The sequence below is a fragment of the Aquimarina sp. MMG016 genome (assembly GCF_018100805.1).
In the GTDB taxonomy this organism is placed as follows: domain Bacteria; phylum Bacteroidota; class Bacteroidia; order Flavobacteriales; family Flavobacteriaceae; genus Aquimarina.
The window spans coordinates 614844-636561 of the sequence record NZ_JAGJEA010000001.1 but is presented as its reverse complement, the minus strand read 5'-3'; the positions used below and the strand labels follow the sequence as shown (position 1 = coordinate 636561).

21 protein-coding genes are annotated in these 21718 nt (G+C 32.5%); 11 read left to right on the top strand and 10 right to left on the bottom strand.

Annotation, left to right across the window (positions count from 1 at the left end):
• Positions 1–2: 2 nt before the first annotated feature.
• Complete coding sequence (locus J8M14_RS02745) at positions 3–1529, bottom strand: DUF1800 domain-containing protein (protein ID WP_211072827.1); 1527 nt, start codon at positions 1527–1529, stop codon at positions 3–5.
• A 107-nt stretch (positions 1530–1636) separates the two neighbouring features.
• Between J8M14_RS02745 and J8M14_RS02740 the strand changes: the two genes are divergently transcribed.
• The 6 genes from J8M14_RS02740 to J8M14_RS02715 all read left to right on the top strand — a co-directional run bounded on the left by J8M14_RS02740 (position 1637) and on the right by J8M14_RS02715 (position 6238).
• Entirely contained in the window at positions 1637–2533 is an 897-nt protein-coding gene (locus tag J8M14_RS02740) for an LD-carboxypeptidase (protein WP_211072825.1), read from the top strand.
• A gap of 2 nt (positions 2534–2535) precedes the next feature.
• A complete protein-coding gene (locus J8M14_RS02735) occupies positions 2536–2895 on the top strand; it encodes a YraN family protein (protein WP_211072822.1) in 360 nt (119 codons plus the stop codon).
• An 18-nt stretch (positions 2896–2913) separates the two neighbouring features.
• Entirely contained in the window at positions 2914–3804 is an 891-nt protein-coding gene (locus J8M14_RS02730; protein ID WP_211072820.1) for an aldo/keto reductase, read from the top strand.
• A gap of 100 nt (positions 3805–3904) precedes the next feature.
• Positions 3905–5029, top strand: coding sequence for an AraC family transcriptional regulator (locus J8M14_RS02725; RefSeq protein ID WP_211072818.1), 1125 nt, complete (start codon positions 3905–3907; stop codon positions 5027–5029).
• A gap of 83 nt (positions 5030–5112) precedes the next feature.
• Positions 5113–6018, top strand: a complete 906-nt coding sequence (locus tag J8M14_RS02720; RefSeq protein WP_211072816.1) for an SMP-30/gluconolactonase/LRE family protein — start codon at positions 5113–5115, stop codon at positions 6016–6018.
• Positions 6019–6067: 49 nt separating this feature from the next.
• Positions 6068–6238 (top strand): hypothetical protein, encoded by a 171-nt coding sequence (locus J8M14_RS02715; RefSeq protein WP_211072814.1) that lies wholly within the window; start codon positions 6068–6070, stop codon positions 6236–6238.
• A gap of 94 nt (positions 6239–6332) precedes the next feature.
• Here the strand turns inward: J8M14_RS02715 and J8M14_RS02710 are convergent, their stop codons facing one another.
• The 6 genes from J8M14_RS02710 to J8M14_RS02685 all read right to left on the bottom strand — a co-directional run bounded on the left by J8M14_RS02710 (position 6333) and on the right by J8M14_RS02685 (position 15975).
• On the bottom strand, positions 6333–7526 hold the full coding sequence (locus J8M14_RS02710; RefSeq protein ID WP_211072812.1) for a serine hydrolase domain-containing protein: 1194 nt from the start codon (positions 7524–7526) through the stop codon (positions 6333–6335).
• Positions 7527–7615: 89 nt separating this feature from the next.
• Positions 7616–8527, bottom strand: coding sequence for a helix-turn-helix transcriptional regulator (locus tag J8M14_RS02705; RefSeq protein ID WP_211072810.1), 912 nt, complete (start codon positions 8525–8527; stop codon positions 7616–7618).
• Between the two features lie 112 nt (positions 8528–8639).
• Positions 8640–9551: an alpha/beta hydrolase gene (locus tag J8M14_RS02700; protein ID WP_211072808.1), complete on the bottom strand. Its 912-nt coding sequence runs from the start codon at positions 9549–9551 to the stop codon at positions 8640–8642.
• 287 nt (positions 9552–9838) lie between these two features.
• Complete coding sequence (locus J8M14_RS02695) at positions 9839–11161, bottom strand: IPT/TIG domain-containing protein (RefSeq protein ID WP_211072806.1); 1323 nt, start codon at positions 11159–11161, stop codon at positions 9839–9841.
• 259 nt (positions 11162–11420) lie between these two features.
• A complete protein-coding gene (gene mfd, locus J8M14_RS02690; protein ID WP_211072804.1) occupies positions 11421–14768 on the bottom strand; it encodes a transcription-repair coupling factor in 3348 nt (1115 codons plus the stop codon).
• A gap of 64 nt (positions 14769–14832) precedes the next feature.
• Entirely contained in the window at positions 14833–15975 is a 1143-nt protein-coding gene (locus J8M14_RS02685; RefSeq protein ID WP_211072802.1) for an aminotransferase class V-fold PLP-dependent enzyme, read from the bottom strand.
• 133 nt (positions 15976–16108) lie between these two features.
• Here J8M14_RS02685 and J8M14_RS02680 point away from each other — a divergent pair, with 133 nt between their 5' ends.
• From J8M14_RS02680 to J8M14_RS02660, 5 genes are all read left to right on the top strand, one after another.
• Complete coding sequence (locus tag J8M14_RS02680) at positions 16109–16615, top strand: hypothetical protein (RefSeq protein WP_211072800.1); 507 nt, start codon at positions 16109–16111, stop codon at positions 16613–16615.
• A gap of 33 nt (positions 16616–16648) precedes the next feature.
• Positions 16649–17287, top strand: coding sequence for a hypothetical protein (locus J8M14_RS02675; RefSeq protein WP_211072798.1), 639 nt, complete (start codon positions 16649–16651; stop codon positions 17285–17287).
• A 15-nt stretch (positions 17288–17302) separates the two neighbouring features.
• Positions 17303–17860 carry an ankyrin repeat domain-containing protein gene (locus tag J8M14_RS02670; protein WP_211072796.1) on the top strand — a complete coding sequence of 186 codons (558 nt, stop codon included), beginning with the start codon at positions 17303–17305 and terminating at the stop codon, positions 17858–17860.
• 9 nt (positions 17861–17869) lie between these two features.
• Positions 17870–18274, top strand: a complete 405-nt coding sequence (locus tag J8M14_RS02665; RefSeq protein WP_211072794.1) for a hypothetical protein — start codon at positions 17870–17872, stop codon at positions 18272–18274.
• A 106-nt stretch (positions 18275–18380) separates the two neighbouring features.
• Positions 18381–18812: a TerB family tellurite resistance protein gene (locus tag J8M14_RS02660; RefSeq protein ID WP_211072991.1), complete on the top strand. Its 432-nt coding sequence runs from the start codon at positions 18381–18383 to the stop codon at positions 18810–18812.
• 38 nt (positions 18813–18850) lie between these two features.
• On the opposite strand, the gene J8M14_RS02655 is transcribed toward J8M14_RS02660, so the two are convergent.
• From J8M14_RS02655 to J8M14_RS02645, 3 genes are read right to left on the bottom strand one after another with little or no spacing between them, the layout of a single operon-like run.
• On the bottom strand, positions 18851–20392 hold the full coding sequence (locus tag J8M14_RS02655) for an ATP-binding protein (protein WP_211072793.1): 1542 nt from the start codon (positions 20390–20392) through the stop codon (positions 18851–18853).
• A 4-nt stretch (positions 20393–20396) separates the two neighbouring features.
• Positions 20397–20891 (bottom strand): Rab family GTPase, encoded by a 495-nt coding sequence (locus J8M14_RS02650; protein WP_211072792.1) that lies wholly within the window; start codon positions 20889–20891, stop codon positions 20397–20399.
• Complete coding sequence (locus J8M14_RS02645; RefSeq protein WP_211072791.1) at positions 20878–21702, bottom strand: cell envelope biogenesis protein OmpA; 825 nt, start codon at positions 21700–21702, stop codon at positions 20878–20880. The genes J8M14_RS02650 and J8M14_RS02645 overlap by 14 nt, the downstream gene beginning before the upstream one ends.
• Between the last annotated feature and the right edge of the window lie 16 nt (positions 21703–21718).

Below are 21718 nucleotides of genomic sequence, written 5' to 3'. Positions count from 1 at the left end.
TCTTATTTAAGTTGAAATTCGGGGATATCTACAATAAAATTTAAGAGCGCAAGAAATTGCTCTGATACTTCTGGGCGGCTAAGTCTCCAAATATTTGGTTCAGTAGCCCCAGGTTCATAGTAACTAGGTGGAAAGGCATCAATATCCTTAAAAACACCCAAAATTTCATTAAAAATAACATCATCTTCTATCCCTCTAGGGAAAAAGTAATCAACAATTGCTCTAACCACAATATCTACTTCAGAGCCACTTAAAGTATCTGCTAGATTTCCATCAGCAGCAGTACCGATAGGTAATCCAATAATAAAATCTCTAAATTGTTGCTGGTTTTCTTCCCAACCTCGACTTATAGTAAATCGTGCACTTTCCCAACGGCCTATTAACAGATCAGGACTAATCCAATCTTCGTCTCCTTGCCATCCTTCAACATCTATTGGATTTAACACATCTTGTCCTAAAATACGTGATGAATCCCATATGAAATCATTCACATCAATGGTAGATAATGGAAATCCTAATTCATTATAAAAGCAAATAAGTATATCACAAGGGCTTTTGATGATTGAACCAATAGCATTCTGATCAAAGAAATGCTGACTTTTAAATAATTGTGTAAGTACGGGAGCAATATTATAATTGTTCGTAATGAATGTTTGTGCCATCTGCGCTACAATTGCATCATTACAAGAAGGACTAACAAAATATGTATAGAGTTTAGAACAAATAAAATTGGCAACCAGATCACCTCTTTGCTCAAATAATATTCTAATTACATCATCATAAGTCCAATTACCAGTTTGACCAAAAATAGTTTTAGTTTCATTACTAAACTGTGCAGGGTTAAATAAAATATCTCCCCAAGCAATATCATTGGTATCTACATATCCGGTTAAAGCTTTTGCAGTTTCTTGGATATCATCTTCTGTATAACCATTGTCAACACCAAGTGTAAAGAGTTCATATAACTCACGAGCATAGTTTTCATTAGGTCTATCTCTTATGTTTTCATCACCATTAAGATATACTAACATGGCATTTGATGTTCCTATGGCATATACAAAATCTCTAAAATTACCGAGTGCATTAAGCTGTAGTAAGTTATAATATTGAGTTTGATATGCTGGGCTTCGATAGGTGTCATCTTCCGTTACAAAATGGTTACTCCAGAAAAGTGTCATGCGTTCTCGAACCTTGTTTTGGGTCAAGTCGGCAATCATTTGTTTTTTCCATTCACGTCGATAGAAACCAGTGTCATTATCTGGATTAGCATCTTCAGCAGCTTCAAATTGATCTCTGTTCCAGGTACTCCAAATAGGTAAGGGAGTAGGAAGTAGGGTTAAAGCATCTTGAATAAGTGTGTCAATAAGTGTAGCAGGATTCTGTGATAGAGCAGCTATTACCTCTGATTTTGAGGCGCCAAAACCAATTCTTCGATATAAATGATGTATTTTACTAACATTCCATGGGTTTTCCGGTGTAGGGACATATTCGTCTAAGGAAGCTAGGTTACAATTAGTATCCGTCATCATAGGCGTTAAGATTTAATAGTAAAATTTAAGGGACAAATTTTGTACAATATACTAGTTTACAACGAAAACATTTGTTAATTAGTATCATAATTTTGAAATTTTAAGATATGTTGAAGCCTAATTTCATTAGGAAAGGAGATAAAATTGCCATAGTTTCTACAGCTAGAAAGATCAGTTTTGCAGAAGTTAAAGAGGCAGTAAACATATTAAACAGCTGGAATTTAATTCCTGTTTTAGGTAAAACTATTGGTATCGAAGATCATCAATTTGCGGGTTCTGATGAAGAGAGGGAGTCTGATTTTCAATCCATGCTTGATAACCCTAAAATTAAAGCAATATGGTGTGCCAGAGGTGGTTATGGAACGGTTAGGATTGTTGATAAAATTGATTTTTCGAACTTTATTAAGCAACCCAAATGGATAATTGGGTATTCTGATATTACAGTTTTGCATGCACACCTTCACAATCTAAATGTTCAGACATTACACGCACCAATGCCTATAGATATTCATAAAGGAACAAAGGAATCTATAAATGCATTCAAAGAAACTATTTTTGGAAAAAAAATAGAACATATCATTGCTTCTCATAAAAAAAACAGAGTAGGTAAATGCAAAGGACAACTTGTGGGAGGTAATTTATCTATTTTATATTCTTTATGTGGTTCTAAATCGTCTTTGAATACATCTGGAAAGATTTTATGTATAGAAGATTTAGATGAATATTTATATCATATAGACAGAATGCTGCAGAACCTAAAGCGAAATAATTATTTTGAGAACTTATCTGGTTTAATTGTTGGCGGAATGACTAAAATGCATGATAATAATGTTCCTTTTGGTAAAAAAGCAAAAAGAATCATTTTAGACATTGTAAAAGAATATGATTTTCCGGTAGTATTTAATTTTCCGATGGGACATATAGAAAATAACAGAGCTTTGATTCTGGGAGCTAACATTTCTCTGGATGTAAATGAGGATAAAGTCAAAATCGAGTATATATAATTATGGCAGAACATAATACATTAGGAAAAGAAGGCGAAAAATTGGCAACAGATTTTCTGCTGAAGCTTGGATATGAGGTTTTGGAAAAAAATTATAGATATTTAAAATCCGAAATAGATATTATCGCACAAAAGGAGGGCACAGTTATTGTTGTTGAGGTTAAGACCAGAAGTACCCCAGATTTTGGTAACCCCCAGGATTTTGTAAAACCTAAACAGATACAGTCATTAGTTAAAGCAATTGATCATTATGTCACAGAGAATGATTTGGATGTAGAAGTTCGTTTTGATATTATTGCGATTATTAAGAATAAGCTCGGAACACGAATTGAACATTTAGAAGATGCTTTTTATCACTTTTAACCAAAATTTCCTTTTAAAATGAACTATAGAAAGCTTGGCCATTCTGAATTGAAGATCAGTGAGATCTCTTTTGGGTGTATGTCGCTAGAGAACAATTATGAAACTGCTAGGGAGCTCATTCATGGAGCAATTGATAAAGGGGTGAATTATTTTGACACAGCAGATTTATACCAAAAAGGTGAAAATGAATTGATGTTAGGCAAAGCGCTACAAGGAATCCGAAATGATATTATTATTGGAACTAAAGTAGGTAACCAATGGCGAGCAGATGGAAGTGGTTGGAATTGGAATCCAACTAAACAATATATCATACAAGCTGTTGAAGAAAGCCTGAAAAGATTACAAACAGATTATATTGATTTATACCAATTGCACGGAGGAACTATTGAAGATCCTATTGATGAAGTTATAGATGCTTTCGAAATTCTGCAAAAAGACGGTAAAATTAGATATTATGGTATCTCATCTATTCGTCCAAATGTGATTAAGGAGTATGTGAATAGATCAAAGATTACTAGCGTGATGATGCAATATAGCCTTTTGGATCGACGTCCGGAAGAGGAGTGTCTGGATCTTTTAAGAGATAATAATATCGGAGTTCTTACTAGAGGAACCATTGCAAAAGGATTATTAGCAGGAAAACCACCTGCTGATTATTTGAATTATTCAGAATCCGAAGTTAAACAGGTGATTGATACCGTCAATAAATTATGTTCTAATGAAATTCTACAATGCGCAATAGAATATGTGCTTAAAAACCCAGCAGTAAGCTCTGCGATAATAGGAGTTAGGAACAAAAAACAATTAGAAGAAAGTGTAATTACAAGAAATAAGCTTTTACTCACAAAAGAAAAGTATGATTTTCTAAAAACAAATATTCCAGCTTATATGTATTCGAATCACAGATAAAAACTCTAAAAAAATGGTGTGTTGAATAGTATGAATGTACACAATCGGTCGAGTATGTATATAAACTTATTTAGATTTGAAACCTAATTCTTAACCAAATATGAATTCTTTCGGGATTATTGATTTAGTAATGTTTTTAGGAATAAGCCAGGGTATTTTTCTTGCAATTACGCTATCAGTAGTACATAATAAGAACAGATCGGCTAATAAAATTCTATCATTCATACTGTTTATTGCTACGATAATGCTTGTGGGAAGAGTATTTCATCCAAGATTTTCTGGTATATTCTTTTTTAGAGTTGCAGCTTTTGTGGATACGTTAATCTTTGTCTTTGGACCATTAATATATACATATGTGCGAAGGTTAACCTTTAACGAGTCGCCTGAGTATAAAAATCATTGTGGACATTTTATTCCAGCTTTATTACATTTAGCCTTTTTCTCCTGGACACTTACCTATTCTGCAGAAGAGATGAAGAATATGATCAATAATGGAGAATTCAATCTTATCTATTTTATTGTAGAAACTTTAGGCTTGTTGTCTAACCTATTTTATACCATCAAATCATACCGTTTAGTGTCATTTTATAAAAGAGAGGAGAAAAACAATCTTTCTTATACCCAAAAGGTAAAGGCGTATCTCACCGTTTTTTTATTCGGAGTTTCAATATTTATGATTTTATGGGTTATAAGTTATTCTAATGTATATTTTATGAGAATAAGAGAACTATCTTTTATTAGTTATAACTTAATTTGGATTTCTATTCCAATATTTATTTATATTGTTGGGTTTTTTAGCTTAAGACAACCTGAGATTTTTCGATTACCTAAATACGCAAAGAAAAAGAATACCAAAAGACGACGATTGGAAGGAGCTGAGCTTACCAAATTAAAGAAAGCTCTAGAGCAATTAATTGTAGAGGAAAAAGTATACCTAAATAATAGCCTTACACTAAAAGATCTTTCTGAAAAACTAAATACATCAACTAACAATATTTCTTGGTTGTTAAATAATATTCATAAGTGTAGTTTCTATGACTATATTAATAAATATCGAGTAAAAGAGTTTATTGAGAAAATTCAAAATGGAGAACATCATAGACATACACTCCTTGCACTGTCATTAGACTCTGGGTTTAATTCTAAATCTACTTTTAATAAAGCTTTTAAAGCAGAAATGAATGACACTCCTACAAATTATATAAGTAATTTAAATACAGCTTGATAAATTGGTGCGACGGTACCCAATACGTCGATTGATAGTGGTTTTTAGCAGTAGGTTTGAATAAATCTTAAAAAATCAAATCAATGAAAACAATCTTTAGAACTTTAAAAACTAATACATTTTTTCTTTTTGTATTAACATTATTGGCTGTTCTTATAACATCTTGTTATGGAGGTGATATCCCGGTAATTGAGATAACTGTATCAACTGTTGAAGAAGGAAACTTTTTTGATGGATTGGAACCAGATAGTAAAGGAAATATTTACGGTTCTGATTTTCGAGGAGACTCGGTATTTAAATTGGATAAATCCGGTAATGTGACTGTTTTTGTTAGTGGATTAAACTCTCCTAATGGTATAGGTGTTAATAATAATGACGAAGTGTATGTATGTGATAATTTTGGAAACGCCATTTTTAAATATGATCAGGAAGGAAATCAGCTAGAAAGTTTTGTAGCAGTTTCTCCGGCAGGAATTAAAAAAATTCCTGGTAGTAATGACATGCTTTTTGTAGAATATAATACCAACACTATTAATAGACTTAGTGAAGACGGTATTATTACTAAATTATTCGAAGGGGCTCCGGTTAATGGTCCAGCTGGAATTGCTTTTGATAGAAGGGGGAATACATATATAGGTAATTTTAATGATAGAAAAATTCTGAAGTATAAAGACGGAGAAGTCACAGAAATAGCTGAATTACCAGCTGGGGCAGAAAACACTAACTTTTTAGGTTTCCTTACATACGCCAAAGGGTTTTTATTTGCTACTCAACTAGGTGAACATAAAATTTACAAGATTAATCCTAATAAAGTAAATGACTTCGAAGTTTTTGCGGGAAGTATACTAGGAAATAATGATGGTGATTTATCAGAGGCTACTTTTAATTTCCCGAATGGTATTGTTGCAAGTCGGGATCAAAAAACCTTATATGTGTCTGATGCAGGAACGAATAATCTAAGAATTATATCAAAGGAATTAAAATATTAGCAATAAATAAGTATAGGGATTTTAATAGTAATCTTAAAACCAAATAATTATGTTACAATCAATTTTAAAACAAAATGGAGTAAAAGAACTAAATAAGGAACAACAAGAAACCATTAATGGAGGTGGAGGTTTAAACGACTTTTGTCACTCAGATCAAGAATGTTGTTATCCGTTAATCTGTGCAGGATGTTTTTGCAGACCTGTGGGAGGACCTTTTTAATTAATAATTTTAAGGCTAATTCAAAAACGAAAAAGATCGGAGTCCTGAAATTCCGATCTTTTTACTAATTACCATATTTACCAGGTCTTGATATCTAGTTTTTGGTTATGAATGTTTTTGCAAGCTTATATGAATATGTAAATAATTCAGATGTAGTACCACTTCGATTCATAAGTATGGATATGGACATGTTATATTCAGGAAATAAAATAAAGACAGAAGTCGAACCAGCAGCAGTACCCGCATGATGAATGATTTGCACCTTTTGATTATTATCAAATATTTCATCTGTAAAGCCCTTACGCCAACCAATTGCATAGTTTTGTTTGTTTATTTCTCCATTATTTAGCAGAACCGGTTTTAGGATAGTTTCTGTGGTTTTCTTATCCAGGAGTTGATTATTTAAAAGAGCATTTCCAAGTTTCACGAGATCTACAGGCGTGGAGACAAATCCACCTCCAGCCCACTTATTACTATTATTAACTTCAAAAGTTTCTTTGTATTGGTTTTCCTCCACGTCGTAAAATTTAGAAATATTTTTGGTGTGCATAGAGGATCTTTCACCTTCTATATGATCAAGACCTAAAGGATTAAAAACATCTTCTTTCATAAAGTTCAGAAAATCTTTACCAGACGCGCCTTCCAGCATAGCACTTATCAAAGTATAATTGTAAGAGCTATAGCTGAAATCAGTACCTGAAGGAAACAGTAGTGTAGAATTACTAAAGATTCCTACACTTTCCTGAACTGTTGTATACTCATCATTGTTCAGGTGTTCCCAAATAGGGAAACAAAGACACACACTATAATTTCTTATTCCAGAAGTATGTGATGCTAATTGCTTTAACGTTAATTCTGAAAGAGGATCGTTTGTGTAGGGTACAAATTCTCCAACTCTAGAATTCAGGTTTAGTTTTCCATCCTGCAGCAGTAAACCTATACCTAACGAGGTCACAGCTTTTGATGTGCTTCCGATTCTGAATTTTGTGTCACGACTTAGCTTTTTATCATTTTTAATATCCTTGTATCCAATAGCATTAGACCAAATTACTTTTCCGTTCATTCCAACCGCTACAGAAAATCCTGGGGCTTTAAGATGAGTAAACATTTCATTTAAAATATTATCAGCTTTTTTTGAAGTACTGTCCTGATGAGTTACAATAGGTTTTAATGTATTGATGTTCGGAAAAGAATTCCATCCGCTTGTATAAGTCATTATAGGTTCAAAAAGAAAATAGCTTACTATGATAATCGTTGTAATCATTGTAATCCAAACAATTTTTTTCATTTGTTTTTATTTGAAATTAGAGAAAAGAATTCCAATCAATGAATGCCAATTCAATGATACTTTTATAATAAATGAAGGAAGTTTATGGTTTATGAAGTAGCTAACTCTCCAAGCTTTACCTTAAGCATTTGAGAAACCTTATACAATAGAATGATTTCTACAATAATGGCTGCAGACCAGGCTCCAAGACCAATAAAACCAAGTATTACTGTAAGAAAAGTTGCAGCAGCAATAATTTCGAGTATGCCTGAAACCTTACCAAGCATCTGTAATGAGCCCCCTAATCTTAACAATGCAATACCAAATAAAATTCCAACAATACCAAAGCAAAGTGATTCTGTTACTAGCATATAGGTATGATCAATAAGATCGATATGAAGTGCTATAATGTCATATAGATAAAAAACAATAGCCATAACAATCATTATAAATGCAGAAATCTTTAAAAGATAATTTTGAAACAACTTTCCTGTGAGGATAATACCTCTAAAAAAGAAAATGTATGATACAATAACCAATAATTTTATGATAGTATAAGTAAGCTTACTAAACACATATTCATTATCACTTACGATTCTAAAATCTGCATACATTTCTGGGATAGTCACGAAAAAAAATACAATTCCAAATATCCAGGCCGCATTAAGATGTTGGATAAGATAGGTTGCCTCCTTAGTATCTTCTACATCTAGCAATAGTAATTGCTTAAACTCAGTAGTTGCTTGATGTTCTTCTTGTTTTAAGATGGAAAGATCATAATCCAGAACATCAAGAATGGTACGTACCGTATAAGATCGGGGAGTTACTTCTCCGGCTTCGATACGTTGTATGGTCCTGACACTGATATTACACTGTTCTACTAGTTCTTCCTGCGTCAATCCTTTGGATTTTCTAAGTTCAGAAATTTTTTGTCCTAATTCTGGCTGTTTCATGATGCTTTGATTTTTAGTTTTAATTCGATTAGAATTCTCCGCGGTAGAATCGTTAGCATTTGTTTTCATTTGCTGATACAATATTAGTTTTCAGAATTAGGCTCTCAAATTTTTTAGCTTGACTTTGACCCGACATTTGCCCGTCAAATCAGTGTAGACAAGGAATATCCGGTGTTTTCGTTTAATTGTGATTTTCTAGAAAGGTATGGATTTCATATAAATATTTTTCTTTTTGATCTAACCACCCATAGTGCCCACAGTCATCCAACAATACTAGTTTAGAGTTAGGAAAAGTTTCATGTGCTTTTTCAGCTGTTTTTTTATCTATAATATCTTGTTTACCTTGAATGATTAAAACAGGTTTGTCAAAAGTTTTTAACGTATAAGTACAATTATAATTGATTTTGCGTAAATCTTGAAACACAAATGCATTTATAGTTTGATTTCCTTGTGTTAATCTTTCTGCTATTGTTGGTACATAACTTTTATCAACCACATAAGCTGGTGCTAATGCTTTTCCTCTTTCTAATCTAGCGTGATATGTAGTATCTCCTTGATTGATTTTTTGTGTCCATTCTTGTAATCTTTTTGTTTCATCTTCAGAAAGATTTGCTGCAATGTTTTGACCTACATAATTCAATAATTCCAGATCTAATCCACCAGAAGCAGAAAGAATAAGGCTTTTAATACTTTCGGGATGTTTAGAAGCATAGTATGAAGCTAATATTCCTCCAAAAGAATGACCTAAAATGGTCCATTCTTTAAGCTGAAAGTATTGACGTAGTTTTTCTATATCATCTACCATCAAGTCCATAGTTATGGTTTCACTATTGACCAGTTTAACAGTTGAATTTCCTGTTCCTCGTTGATCATAGATTATAGCTTTGTTACTCTTAGAAAGCAATTGTGCAATGTACCGAAACCCTTTACTATTCATTCCCGGACCACCATTAATGATTAATAGGGGTTCTCCTTCTCCAAAAGTTTCATAATATATTTTGGAAGATTTATTTTCTATCAAACCACTGCTATTTTGACCAAGTAATATAATGGAATTGAATATCGAAAGAATAATTACACCTAAATGTTTCATGTTTTTAAAGTAGACTATCGTGAATATACGAATTTGTATACTTAGGCTATCAAATCTAATGCAATACGTGTTTTTTACTTTAGGCTCTTGATTTATGCGTAATTTTATTAAGATGAAATGTGCTCAAAATTGCTTGTATCTCAATTTCTTTAATCATTCCTGCTTCTTTTTATAAAACTAAATTTCTTACTTACATTTCTGACGTTTACGTTAAGTATTATAGTTCGAAGAGAGGTTAGAAATACATGTTACATCCAAGAATATATGGAAAATGATTTTCTGAATATTTAGAATGCTAGGATTAATTTTCGAATATTATATTCTGTGGTAATATATAGTTCCCCATTTTCTTCATCCAAAAATAATTCTCTAGGGTTAAATAAAGTAGCAGCAAGAGCTTCACCATCTAAATTACCAGATTCTCCGGTTCCTGCAATGGTAGTAACCATACCATCAGAAATTTTCTTTATTTTATGATTAATTGTATCTGCTATATAAATAGTGCCATCACTAGCTATTAGTACATCTTGTGGTAAATTAAACTGTGATTCGTTAACGGTTCCATCAATATCTCCTGCAATTCCACTTCCTGCTACGGTAGTTACTGTTCCATCAGGACTTATTTTTTTTATTTTATGATTTCTGTAATCTGCAACATAAATATTACCTTCAGAGTCTAAGCTGATATCTACTGGATTGTTAAACTGTGCTGTTGTACCTACACCATTAACATCTCCAGCTGCTCCACTTCCTGCTATAGTAATGACTTGCCCATCTGTTTGTATTTTTCGAATACTATTATTACTAAAATCAGAAACAAAAATGTTATTCTGATTATCTACTACTATTCCCATAGGATTACGAAAAGTAGCAACAGACGATAAGCCATTATCAAAACCAGCAACTCCTGTTCCTGCTATTGTAGTTACTGTACCTTCAGGTGTTATTTTTTTGATTTGATTATTGCCTTGATCCGAAACAATAATGTTTTCATCCGTATCAAAAACTATAAGACGTGGGTTCTTAAACATTGCCTCTGTTCCGGTACCAACCATATTTCCTACCGTACTACCTGCCAAAATACTAACTGATGTAAGATCAGAATCTATTTTTTTAATTTTATTATTTCTAAAGTCCGAGATATAGATAGTCCCTTGAGAATCTTTAATAATTCCGATTGGGGCATCAAAAGACGCTTCTTCTATTGGTCCTACAATATCTCCTGCGTCTACTTGTCCTGCAATAGTAATTAATTGAGCAGGAGTAAGAATATAATTAAATTCTGGTCCTTCTATTTCTTTTCCATCTTTAATAATTTTTATTTTTCCGGTAGATGCACCTCTGGGGACTATAGTAGTTATAGAAGTTTCTGTAATCGAGGAGATTTCAGCTTCAGTTTCATTAAAGAATAAACTTATTTTATCTACATCTGTTCCAAAATTAGTACCTGTGATGATAACTTCTGTTTCTGCTTTTCCTTCTATAGGATTTACAGTTTGTATTTCAGTGATTTTAAGTATTTGATTATCATCTAATTCTTTAGAACAACTTATATATAATAATGTTGTAATAAGTATAGAAAATACTGAAACAATTCTTCCTGTTTTCATTAGAGTTTTTAAAGTTTTAAGAGGTTTGATTGTATATAAATATTTTTAATAAAAATAATCTCTTTTAAAGAATAAAAAGATAAACGTAGTTCTTATGGCAATATTTTAGTGACAAATGTATATATCTTGTGGACTTTTGTTTTTGACTGGCTTACCAATAGCTATTCCTTGGATATTTGATATGTCATTTTCCAAAACGACCAGATCCCGTTATTGCATCCATAATATGGGTATTCCTATACCATAATCATTTTTTATTTTAGATCACTTTGTTAAGAGGTTGCAACACTTTTAAAGCGCTATTTACAGAATTTATATTCTCAAAAGTTAGTAATAATCTCAATCCGTTTCTAGTTTGTTTTTCTTTCATTTTACATTTATCAGGATTTTGCTGTACAAACTGTAGCACTTTGCTAAAAGCAGGACTTTGATAAAAATTAGATTGCTGATCACTAATAAAATAACCGATTAGTTTATTTTGTTTCATAATGACTTTTTCGATGCCTATAGAAGTTGCAATCCATTTAATACGTACAGAATTTAATAGATCAATTGCCTGATCCGGTAATTCTCCAAACCGGTCTACCAATCGTTTTTCATAAGCTTGTAGGTCTTTTTCTTCTTTGATTGCATTTAATTCGGTGTATAAATTCAACCGTTCGGTAATGTTATTGATATAATCGTCAGGAAACAATAACTCAAAATCAGTGTCAATCTGAGTATCTTTCAGGTATACTTTTTCCTTGGTGTCATCTTCATACAATTCGACGAATTCGTTTTCTTTTAATTCTTCAATTGCCTCGTTCAGGATTTTTTGATAGGTATCAAAGCCAATTTCATTGATAAATCCACTTTGTTCTCCACCTAATAAATCTCCGGCACCTCTAATTTCTAAATCTTTCATGGCAATATTAAAACCACTACCCAGATCAGAATGCATTTCTAAAGCGGTGATACGTTTTCTAGCATCATCGGTCATAGCAGAATAAGGAGGTGTAATGAAATAACAAAAGGCTTTTTTGTTACTTCGACCAACTCGACCACGCATTTGATGTAGATCCGAAAGACCAAAATTATTGGCATTATTGATAAAAATGGTATTCGCATTCGGTACATCTAATCCACTTTCAACTATCGTGGTAGAAACTAATACATCAAACTCTCCATTCATAAAAGAAAGCATCAGCTCTTCTAGTTTTTTACCTTCCATTTGTCCGTGTCCAATCCCAATTTTTGCATCTGGTACAACCCGTTGGATCATTCCCGCAACTTCTTTAATATTTTCTATTCTATTATGAATAAAAAACACCTGTCCACCTCGTTGGATCTCGTAACTCACAGCGTCTCGAATAGTTTCTTCACTAAATCTAATCACATTGGTCTCAATTGGATATCGATTGGGTGGAGGCGTGGTGATGGTGGACAAATCACGTGCAGCCATCAAACTAAATTGTAGTGTTCTCGGAATTGGTGTTGCTGTCAGAGTAAGTGTGTCCACATTTTCTTTGATCGTTTTCAACTTATCTTTTACAGAAACTCCAAATTTTTGTTCTTCATCAATAACAAGTAATCCAAGGTCTTTGAATTTCACATTTTTATTAACTAGTTGATGAGTTCCGATGATAATATCTACTTTTCCATTAGCAAGATCTTCAAGCGTTTCTCTCTTTTGTTTTGCTGTTCGGAAACGATTTACATAATCAACTACAACCGGAAAATCTTTCAGTCGTTCTCTAAATGTTTTTGCGTGCTGAAATGCCAAAATTGTGGTCGGAACCAAAATGGCTACTTGTTTTCCATTATCCACTGCTTTGAATGCTGCACGTATGGCTACTTCGGTTTTACCAAAACCAACATCACCACACACCAGTCGGTCCATTGGGCGTTCACTTTCCATATCTGCTTTTACAGCTTCGGTAGCGGTACTTTGATCCGGAGTATCTTCATAAATAAATGAAGCTTCTAACTCGTGCTGTAAGTAGCTGTCAGGATTGTATTGAAATCCTTTCTGTAGTTTTCGTTTCGCATATAACTGAATCAGGTTAAAGGCAATATGTTTTACTCGTGCTTTAGTTTTCTGCTTTAACGTTTTCCAGGCTTTGGATCCTAGTTTATATATCTGCGGGGGTTTTCCGTCTTTTCCGTTATATTTTGAAATCTTGTGTAATGAATGAATGCTCAGGTACAAAACATCTCTTTCGCCATAAATCAATTTGATAGCTTCCTGTTTTTTACCTTCTACATCTATTTTTTGAAGCCCACCAAATTTTCCTATTCCGTGATCGATATGAGTTACATAGTCACCAACTTCTAGATTCGTCAGTTCTTTTAGCGTAATGGCTTGCTTTTTAGCATACCCATTCTTCAAACTAAACTTGTGATACCGTTCAAAAATCTGATGATCGGTATAACAAGCAATCTTGTGGTTGTGATCGATAAACCCTTGAAAAGCTGAAAAAACAATGGTTTCATACTGTTTTACATCTAGATCCGCATCATCAAATATATCGTGAAAACGTTTGGCTTGTTGTTCACTAACACAAAAGATATAGTTTTTATAGCCTTCCTCATGATTCTCATTCAGATTACGGATGAGTAGATCAAATTGTTTGTTAAATGATGGTTGAGGTTTGGTGTTAAACTTAATTGCATAATCTGCTTTGGTCAAAGGACGGTTGCCAATCTCTACCAAGGTAAAATCTAACAACTGTTTTTTGATTAATTCAGAATTGGCGAAAAGCTCTTCGGGAGTAGCGTGTTTAATATCTTCTGATAATGTTTTGAAGGCTTCTTTAGCTTTTTCAAAGTTTTTATCAATTCTAGCAGAAAGGAGATCAATGTCTTTGGCAAAAACTACAGTTTTAGAAGCAATATATTTCAGGAAACTTTCACGAGTTTCTTGCATCGCTTTATTTTCTACGTTAGGAATGATCGTTATCTTCTTGATCTGATCAGTAGATAATTGTGTTTCTACATCAAAGGTCCGTATACTATCTACTTCATCGCCAAAAAACTCAATACGATACGGTTCGTCATTACTAAACGAAAATACATCTACAATCCCACCACGTACAGAAAACTCTCCAGGCTCTGTTACAAAATCAACTCTTTGGAAATGATATTCGAATAAGACTTCGTTTACAAAATCTAATGAAAGGGTGTCACTAATTGCTATTTTCAGTGTGTTTTTTTCTAGCTCTTTTCGTGTAACTACTTTTTCGAATAAAGCATCAGGATACGTAATAATCAGAGCTGGTTTCTTTCTGGAGTTGATTCGGTTTAAAACTTCGGCACGTAACAACACATTAGCATTATCCGTTTCTTCAATCTGATAAGGCCTTCTATAACTTCCCGGATAGAACAATACATTTTTATCGCCTAATAATTGTTCCAGGTCGTTGAGGTAGTAAGCCGCTTCTTCTTTATCATTAAAAACACATAAAAAAGGTTTGTCTGCTTTCTGAAAAGCGTTTTCGATAACAAAAGATAATGAGGATCCGATAAGTCCTTGCAGATGTGTTTTTGTTTCAGACTGGGCAATAGCATTCCCCAGTTTCTGCAATTGCGGAGACTGTGCAAAGGTTTGCGTGATTAGGGTTTTACTCACGTAGCAATGATTTTAGGGCAAATATAAGTGCAATACTAATTTCTGACAAAGAGATACCGAGTTTCTAGATGAACTGCACAATTAATTTTTCAAAATCTGCTTCGGTATTATAAACATTGCATGAAACTCGTATCGCATTTCCTCGATAGGATACAAAAATCTGTTCTTTTATTAGCTTGGCTTTTAACTCCTCTAGATTAATATGATCTGGAAGATAAATTCCAAAAAGATGATGTGCTCTATAGTTGTCATCTTCAATAAAACACCCAATATCTCTAAGTTTTTTGATTACATCTGATGAAATACGTTTACAGTATTCCTGAATATTTTTTGGTTGCCATTCGATTAATTGTTCAATGGCTCTTGTCATCATTGGTGTCAATACAAAGTTGCTAGATTCACCAACTGAGTACCTGGCTGCTTTCTCCTGATATCGATCTTCATATTGAGTAAGATTATTAAAATCTTCGCTGTTATAACGATTCATCCAGTTGTGTTCTATAGGAGTTCCATTATTAAAAGCGTCACTATAATATGCCATTCCCACAGAATAAGGACCGAGTAACCATTTGTAACCTCCACAAATCAAAGCGTCTGGTTCAATTTGTTGTATAGAAAAGGGAAAAGCTCCAACGCTTTGTGTGCCATCAATAATCAGCATAGCGTCGACAGCTTTGGTTTTTTCTCTAATGGTTATTAGGTCAAACAAAGTTCCATCTGCCCAATGAATCTGAGCCATAGCAACGACAGCGGTTTTTTTGGTTATAGCTTCAAGGATAGTTTTATTCCATGTTTTACCTCGATTTTCGAATGAAGTTGGTGGTTTGATGATTTTTATAGTTGCTTCGTTTTTCTTAGCGATTTCTTTCCAGATATAAACGTTACTTGGAAATTGTTCGTCTATAAGCAGAATTTCATTTCCTTTTTTAATCGGAATATTATTAGCGGCATTAGCAATTCCATAAGAAACCGAAGGAATAATCGCTGTGTTTTTATAATCCGTAGCGTCTATTAGGGTTGCAAAACGTTGTTTGAGAATTTCCCTCTGATTAAAGAAGTCTTCAGGTAAAATTTCATTAGGTCTTGCTTTTCGAGTTACCGAGTGCAAACCTATTTCGGTCACTGATTTTAATTGTGGAGACATATATGCTCCGTTTAAATAAGTGATATCTTCAGAAAGGTCGAAAAAATTCTTCTTATGGTGCATTTGTTGATTTTGGTAGGTAAAAAGATAGAAAAGATCTATAAATGATATTCAGAATTTGTTGTGGTAAAGTAAAGTTTATGTCTTTTTTAACGATTCGGTTTCGTATTTTGACAAAGATTATAGATTGTATACTATGGAAAATGATAAGGATATAAATTCACTTTTTAAAATGGGTGGTCAACCTACTACCAATATACTTTCTATTAATTCTAAAGAGGTAGTTAGAGAATTACTTTGGTTAGAGACTGGATTTACCCATTGTTATGGGATTGATAGGTTATGGTTAACAAATGAATGGATGCCAGATCCAATACTATTATACATATGCAAAGAATCCGGTGGTGATATCGATGTTTTCGAACGAATTTTTTATAATTTCTTGGATCCTAAGAAGAATATAAATTCACTGGTTACCATTGAAAAAGCAATCTCTCTTTTTACTCTAATGAAAAATTGGATCCAATCTGAAAAATATGATAAACTGGTCAATCTCATTAAAGATAAGCCTAATTCAGTTTATGATCATTTAATTTTTGATTATGTTCAGAAACATCTGTTGCAAAAAGATCTAATCAGGATAGTAGAATCCCTTAATAGTGATTTGCCAAAAAATAAGTTATTTATAGAAATCTGTTTTTAAAAAACGTTTCAAATTTTTATCAAAAATAATCCAATGTTTGATTCGGCTATTCATATCAAAGCAACGCTACAGGAAATAAAAGAGTCTACACTCCCTAGTTTACGTACAGTGATTACTGAGGATGATATGAGTAGATTTAATGTTGGGTTTGATCATTTTGCTAAGTTTATTCAGACAGTAAAGACGGCAAAGATTATTCAAAACGTTATTATGCTGTATGAGAAAAATGCTTTTGCAGAATTAGAGCAATGGAAAAAAGAAACTTTTCCGGAAAATGAACGTGATATTCCTATTCTTTTTAATACAGGAAATGATGATAAATTAAGGCTTTTTGAAAATAAAGAAAAATTGGATCATTTGCAGAAGCACGAAGATTTTGTGTCTTTTCCTTGGAGTGTAATTAGTTATTATGATTTGATAAAGAAAAAGGGGTTTTATACTAGAGATGTGGGATATCAAGCAGGAATCGTAAGTAAAATATTTAAAGATAAGTTTAGCGATAGGAAAAAAGATTCTTTTGCTCTTGAGAAAGATTTTAGATTCGTTTATGAATGTATTGATGCAACTCCACCATATGATTCCTGGGAAGATATAGATATTCGGAGGAAAAACTTTAAAGAATATTTTTTGAATAATTTCGAAGCAGGAGCAAGCTATCTTTATCTTGAGTAATCTAAAATACTAACTATGGATGTTTCCGGTAAAATAAAAGAATTATTAAAGAACCTGGACAGTATAGATGTTCATTCTTTAGACCCTCTTGGAGAAACTCATTTGATGAGTGCTTGTCGTCTGGATGCGGATGCAGCAATTGATTTACTAATAAAAAAAGGGGCTGATGTAAATTATTATAATGAGAAAAGTATTGGAGGGCCTGCAACCGCATTAATGTGTGCTGCAGAGACAAATGCTGTTAAAACCATACAACTGCTGATTGAAAACAAGGTGGAAATAGATGCTAAGCATAAAGTCAATGGAATGACTGCCCTTATGTTTGCTGCAAAAAATAACGCAAAAGAAGGGTTAAGTATATTAATAGAGTCCGAAGCAAATATGGAAACAAAAACTTTTGGTCTAATTGGTCCGGGACAAACAGCTCTTGTATTCGCAATTAAAGAAAGTAATAAAGAAATTGCAGATTTTTTAATTAAAAAAGGTGCAAAAGCAAAACCACTAAGAGCTGTGGATAGAAAAAAGATTCCGATCCCTATGATTAAGTGGTTGAAGTCTAAGGGAGCATTGTAATATATAATAATGAAGATCAATAGACAGGTATATTTTAAGACTAAAGATTTTGAACTAGTTTCTAATTATTTTCATAGATTATATGAGTTTTTTGAAAGTGATATATCATCCATAGATGAATTGAAATTATATTTTGTTACTAAAAAAACTCCTGAAGCTATTATTCAGTTAATTGAAGAAACCAAAGACGATCAATTGAATGCTTATTCACTATATTGGTTAAAAAAAATATTTCGAAGATATGCTCTGACCGAACTACAACTTGCAGAGTGTTTCGTGTTTTTGGAAGACCTAGAAATATGTTTGCTTAAAAGCGATATCGAAGAAAAAGAGTTTAAAGACTTAAAGCATAAATTTGATACGATTTATAAATTACTTTTTCCAAAAAAACAAAAGATACAATGTACAGTTTAATATTACACTTTTAGGTGGTAAGGATATGCTGAAAAAAACACCAATTATAAATTTTAAAAGGTATATAGTTTAGTTATATTTGCGGCAAATTAAACAAAAGTACATGATGTCAATATCTGATTTATTTGATAGTGGGTTTCAGAAGCGAAATCAGGATCATTTTGCAGCAATAGTTAGAGTAGCAATGAGCGATGGAGTAATTACTGATGAGGAAAAAGCCTTTTTGGATCGATTAGCTCGCAATCTCAATATTTCTGAAAATGATTACAAAGAAATTTTAAAAAAATATAATTCTCATCCAGTTAATCCTCCTACTAGTTATGATAGAAGATTAGAGAGGTTGTTTGATTTGGCTAGAATGGTATATGCGGATAATATTAAAGGGGTTGAACAGGTGACTTTATTAGAAAAACTAAGTGTAGGCCTTGGTTTTAGTACTGATAATGCAAAATATGTGGTTGATAAAGCCCTTAATTTGGTTGATAAAGGAGTTGATGTAGATACTTTTGCCGAAGAGATAAAAAATATGAATCGATAATTAATTATTGATTTTAGTTATAATAAAAAGCTGCCTATTTATTGGGCAGCTTTTTTTGCTATCTGTTTTATAATTTTATACAGCAGATCTTCTTGCTCAAATGGTTTAGCAATAAAATCATTCATTCCGGATCTGATACATTTTTCTCTAGCCGATTCATCAGCTCTACCAGAGAAACCGATAATAGGAATTTCTGAAATAAATTTATCTCCATAATTATTTCTTATCATTTTGGTGGTTTGATAACCATCTACTTTAGAAACTGTAAGATCCATTAAAACTAAATCATACTTGCGCCGTTCAATATATTTGATCGCTTCTTCACCATTAATTGCAATATCTACAAAATAATTACCTGTAGCAATCAATATTTTCATGATTAAATATTGTGTGATCTCCTCATCTTCTACAACCAGTATTCTATATTTTTTTTTAGTATCGGGAAGTTTGTATTGTTTCTTTTTTTTCTCCGGAGTTGTTTTTTTAGTGATTTCAAATTTAAAAGGAAGTTTAATATTAAAAACAGTTCCTTTATCCGGTTTGCTTTCTACTTTGATCTCTCCACCAAGTACATCAATCAGGTTTTTTACAATAGCTAGACCAAGTCCGGTTCCGGAAATTTGTTTATCGATATTAAAACGTGTAAAACGTTCAAATAAATGTGGAAGGTTCTCTTCCTGAATTCCTATTCCCGTATCTTCAATTCTAAAATTTAAACTTAATTTATTAGTACGTTGATAATTTTTGGTAACCGAAAAAGCAACTTTACCTTCTTCAGTAAATTTAAAAGCATTACTGAGTAAATTATTCAATATTTGATATACTCTTGTTCTATCTCCAATTAAAATTTCCTGAATATTACTGTCAAAAGTGGTTTCAAAAACAAGATTTTTTTCCTTAGCCATCTTTGCATAAGACTCCTTGAATCCTTTGATCAATTCTTTAAACGAAAAGCGTTCTTCTACTAGATTTAGTTTTCCTGATTCTATTTTAGAGATGTCAATCATATCATCAATCAAGGTATTAAGATGAAGACTTTCTCTTTTAATGATTCTGGCCAGTTCTTCTTGTTCAAAACTTAATTGTGTTCTTTCTAATACCTCTACAAACCCTAGAATACTGGTTAGTGGTGTTCTGATTTCATGATTAATATTGGCGATGAAACTATTCTTAAATTCTTCTTTTTCCAGAAGGTATTTGTTTTTTAACTCTAGTTCTCTCGCCAGAAGAATTGATTCATTTTTTTGTTGAGCAATATGATTTAGATCTTTATATTTATGGGTGTAATCATAAATAATGATCTCAATTAATTGAGGGTCAAGTTTTACTGTAAGGTCGCATATCTTTTCTACCTCTTTTTCTTCTATATGTATACAAGGAAAATTTAGCTCCAATTCATCATTTTTTTGAATTTCTTCTAAACTGATTAACATTTCGAAAAAAGGATGTGCATCATAAATAGATGTGCCTTTTTTCCAGTTAAAAAGATTGTGGTCAGTTTCCTGAATTACTCCCTCATAAGAAATTTTAGTAATCTGAACCTGTGGGTTAAATTGAAGCTTGTCTTTTTGATCCTTCATTATTCTATTTTGTTATTTCCTCTGCTAGATCTAAAAAGAAATCCTGAACGTTTTTATTAGTTTTGGCACTTGTCAAGCAATTAAATGGCACTTCATTTTCTTTGAGATTGGTGATCGCTTCTTTTTCATTTACAAGATCTAGTTTGTTTCCAATAACTTTTATGGTTACTTTTTTATATTCCTTGGATAAATAATCAATATCTCGTTTAAGATTTATGTAGGTGTCCGGTCTTGTAAGGTCAAATACATAAATAAAAGCATGAGAGCCTAATAGATATGATTTCCTTGTGTCTTGCACAGTGTCTGAGTGCCCCTCTGTATCCCAAATGATCATGGATAATTCTCTTCCATCTGGCAATGTAACTACTTTCTTTTTTATTTGTACGCCTAAAGTTACTTTGTAATCTTCAGAAAATTCGTTGTCAATAAAACGTCTAAACAAAGACGTTTTTCCTACACCGAAGTGTCCAATAAGCACTACTTTTTTAGACAATGTCATCAGTAAAATGTTTTTTTAATTTTTTTGTAAAAAGTGAACTGTTTTCTAGATCTCTAGTAGAAATATGATGCTGAGCAAAATCAATAATTTGATCTTCCAAAACTTCTTTAAACATCATGCTATATGCACCAGAGATTACGGCTGCAATATAATACGAATAAAAATTCTGAACATGTATTGTGTATAATTCATATTCAATAGTTTCTAAATTTTGATCACCTCCTTGAAAAGCATCTTCTACAAAACTTTTAATAGCGGTAAGCATTCCGGCTATCATTTCTTTGTCAATGGTGTTATCTGATAATGGGCTGTAATCAGCAATTAAGATTCCTGAATTTTTTTCAATCACGAACATTTGCATCAATCGGGGTTTAGCATAATCTGTTATTGCCAAATCTCCTTCGCTGACACCTTGTGCTCTTGCTTTAGTTTTGCGAAACCAATTTTTAAAAGAGAATGCTTTTCGAGTTTGTTTGCTAATATTCTCGCTCAATAGCTTCATTTCATGAGCGATATATTTTTTAATCATCTTACCAATGATAGGAAATAATGCTTCGACCACAGCGTCCTGAGAATTTTTAATCTCTTCTTTTAAGGCTTCGGTAATAGTAGGACCTAAGGTTTTAGGTATTTCCTGAACGAATTCTTCAAGTTTATCATCAATAATTGGATCTACTTTATGAGAAAGTTCCTGTTTCTGATGTACAATCTTGCTTAAATCCTCAAGTTTTTTGGCAATGGAATCCGCATACTCTTTTTCCTCTGTGAGAAGAAGATCTTTAAGAATCTTAAGTTTATCCTGCTCTTCCATGATTTTGGATGATTGG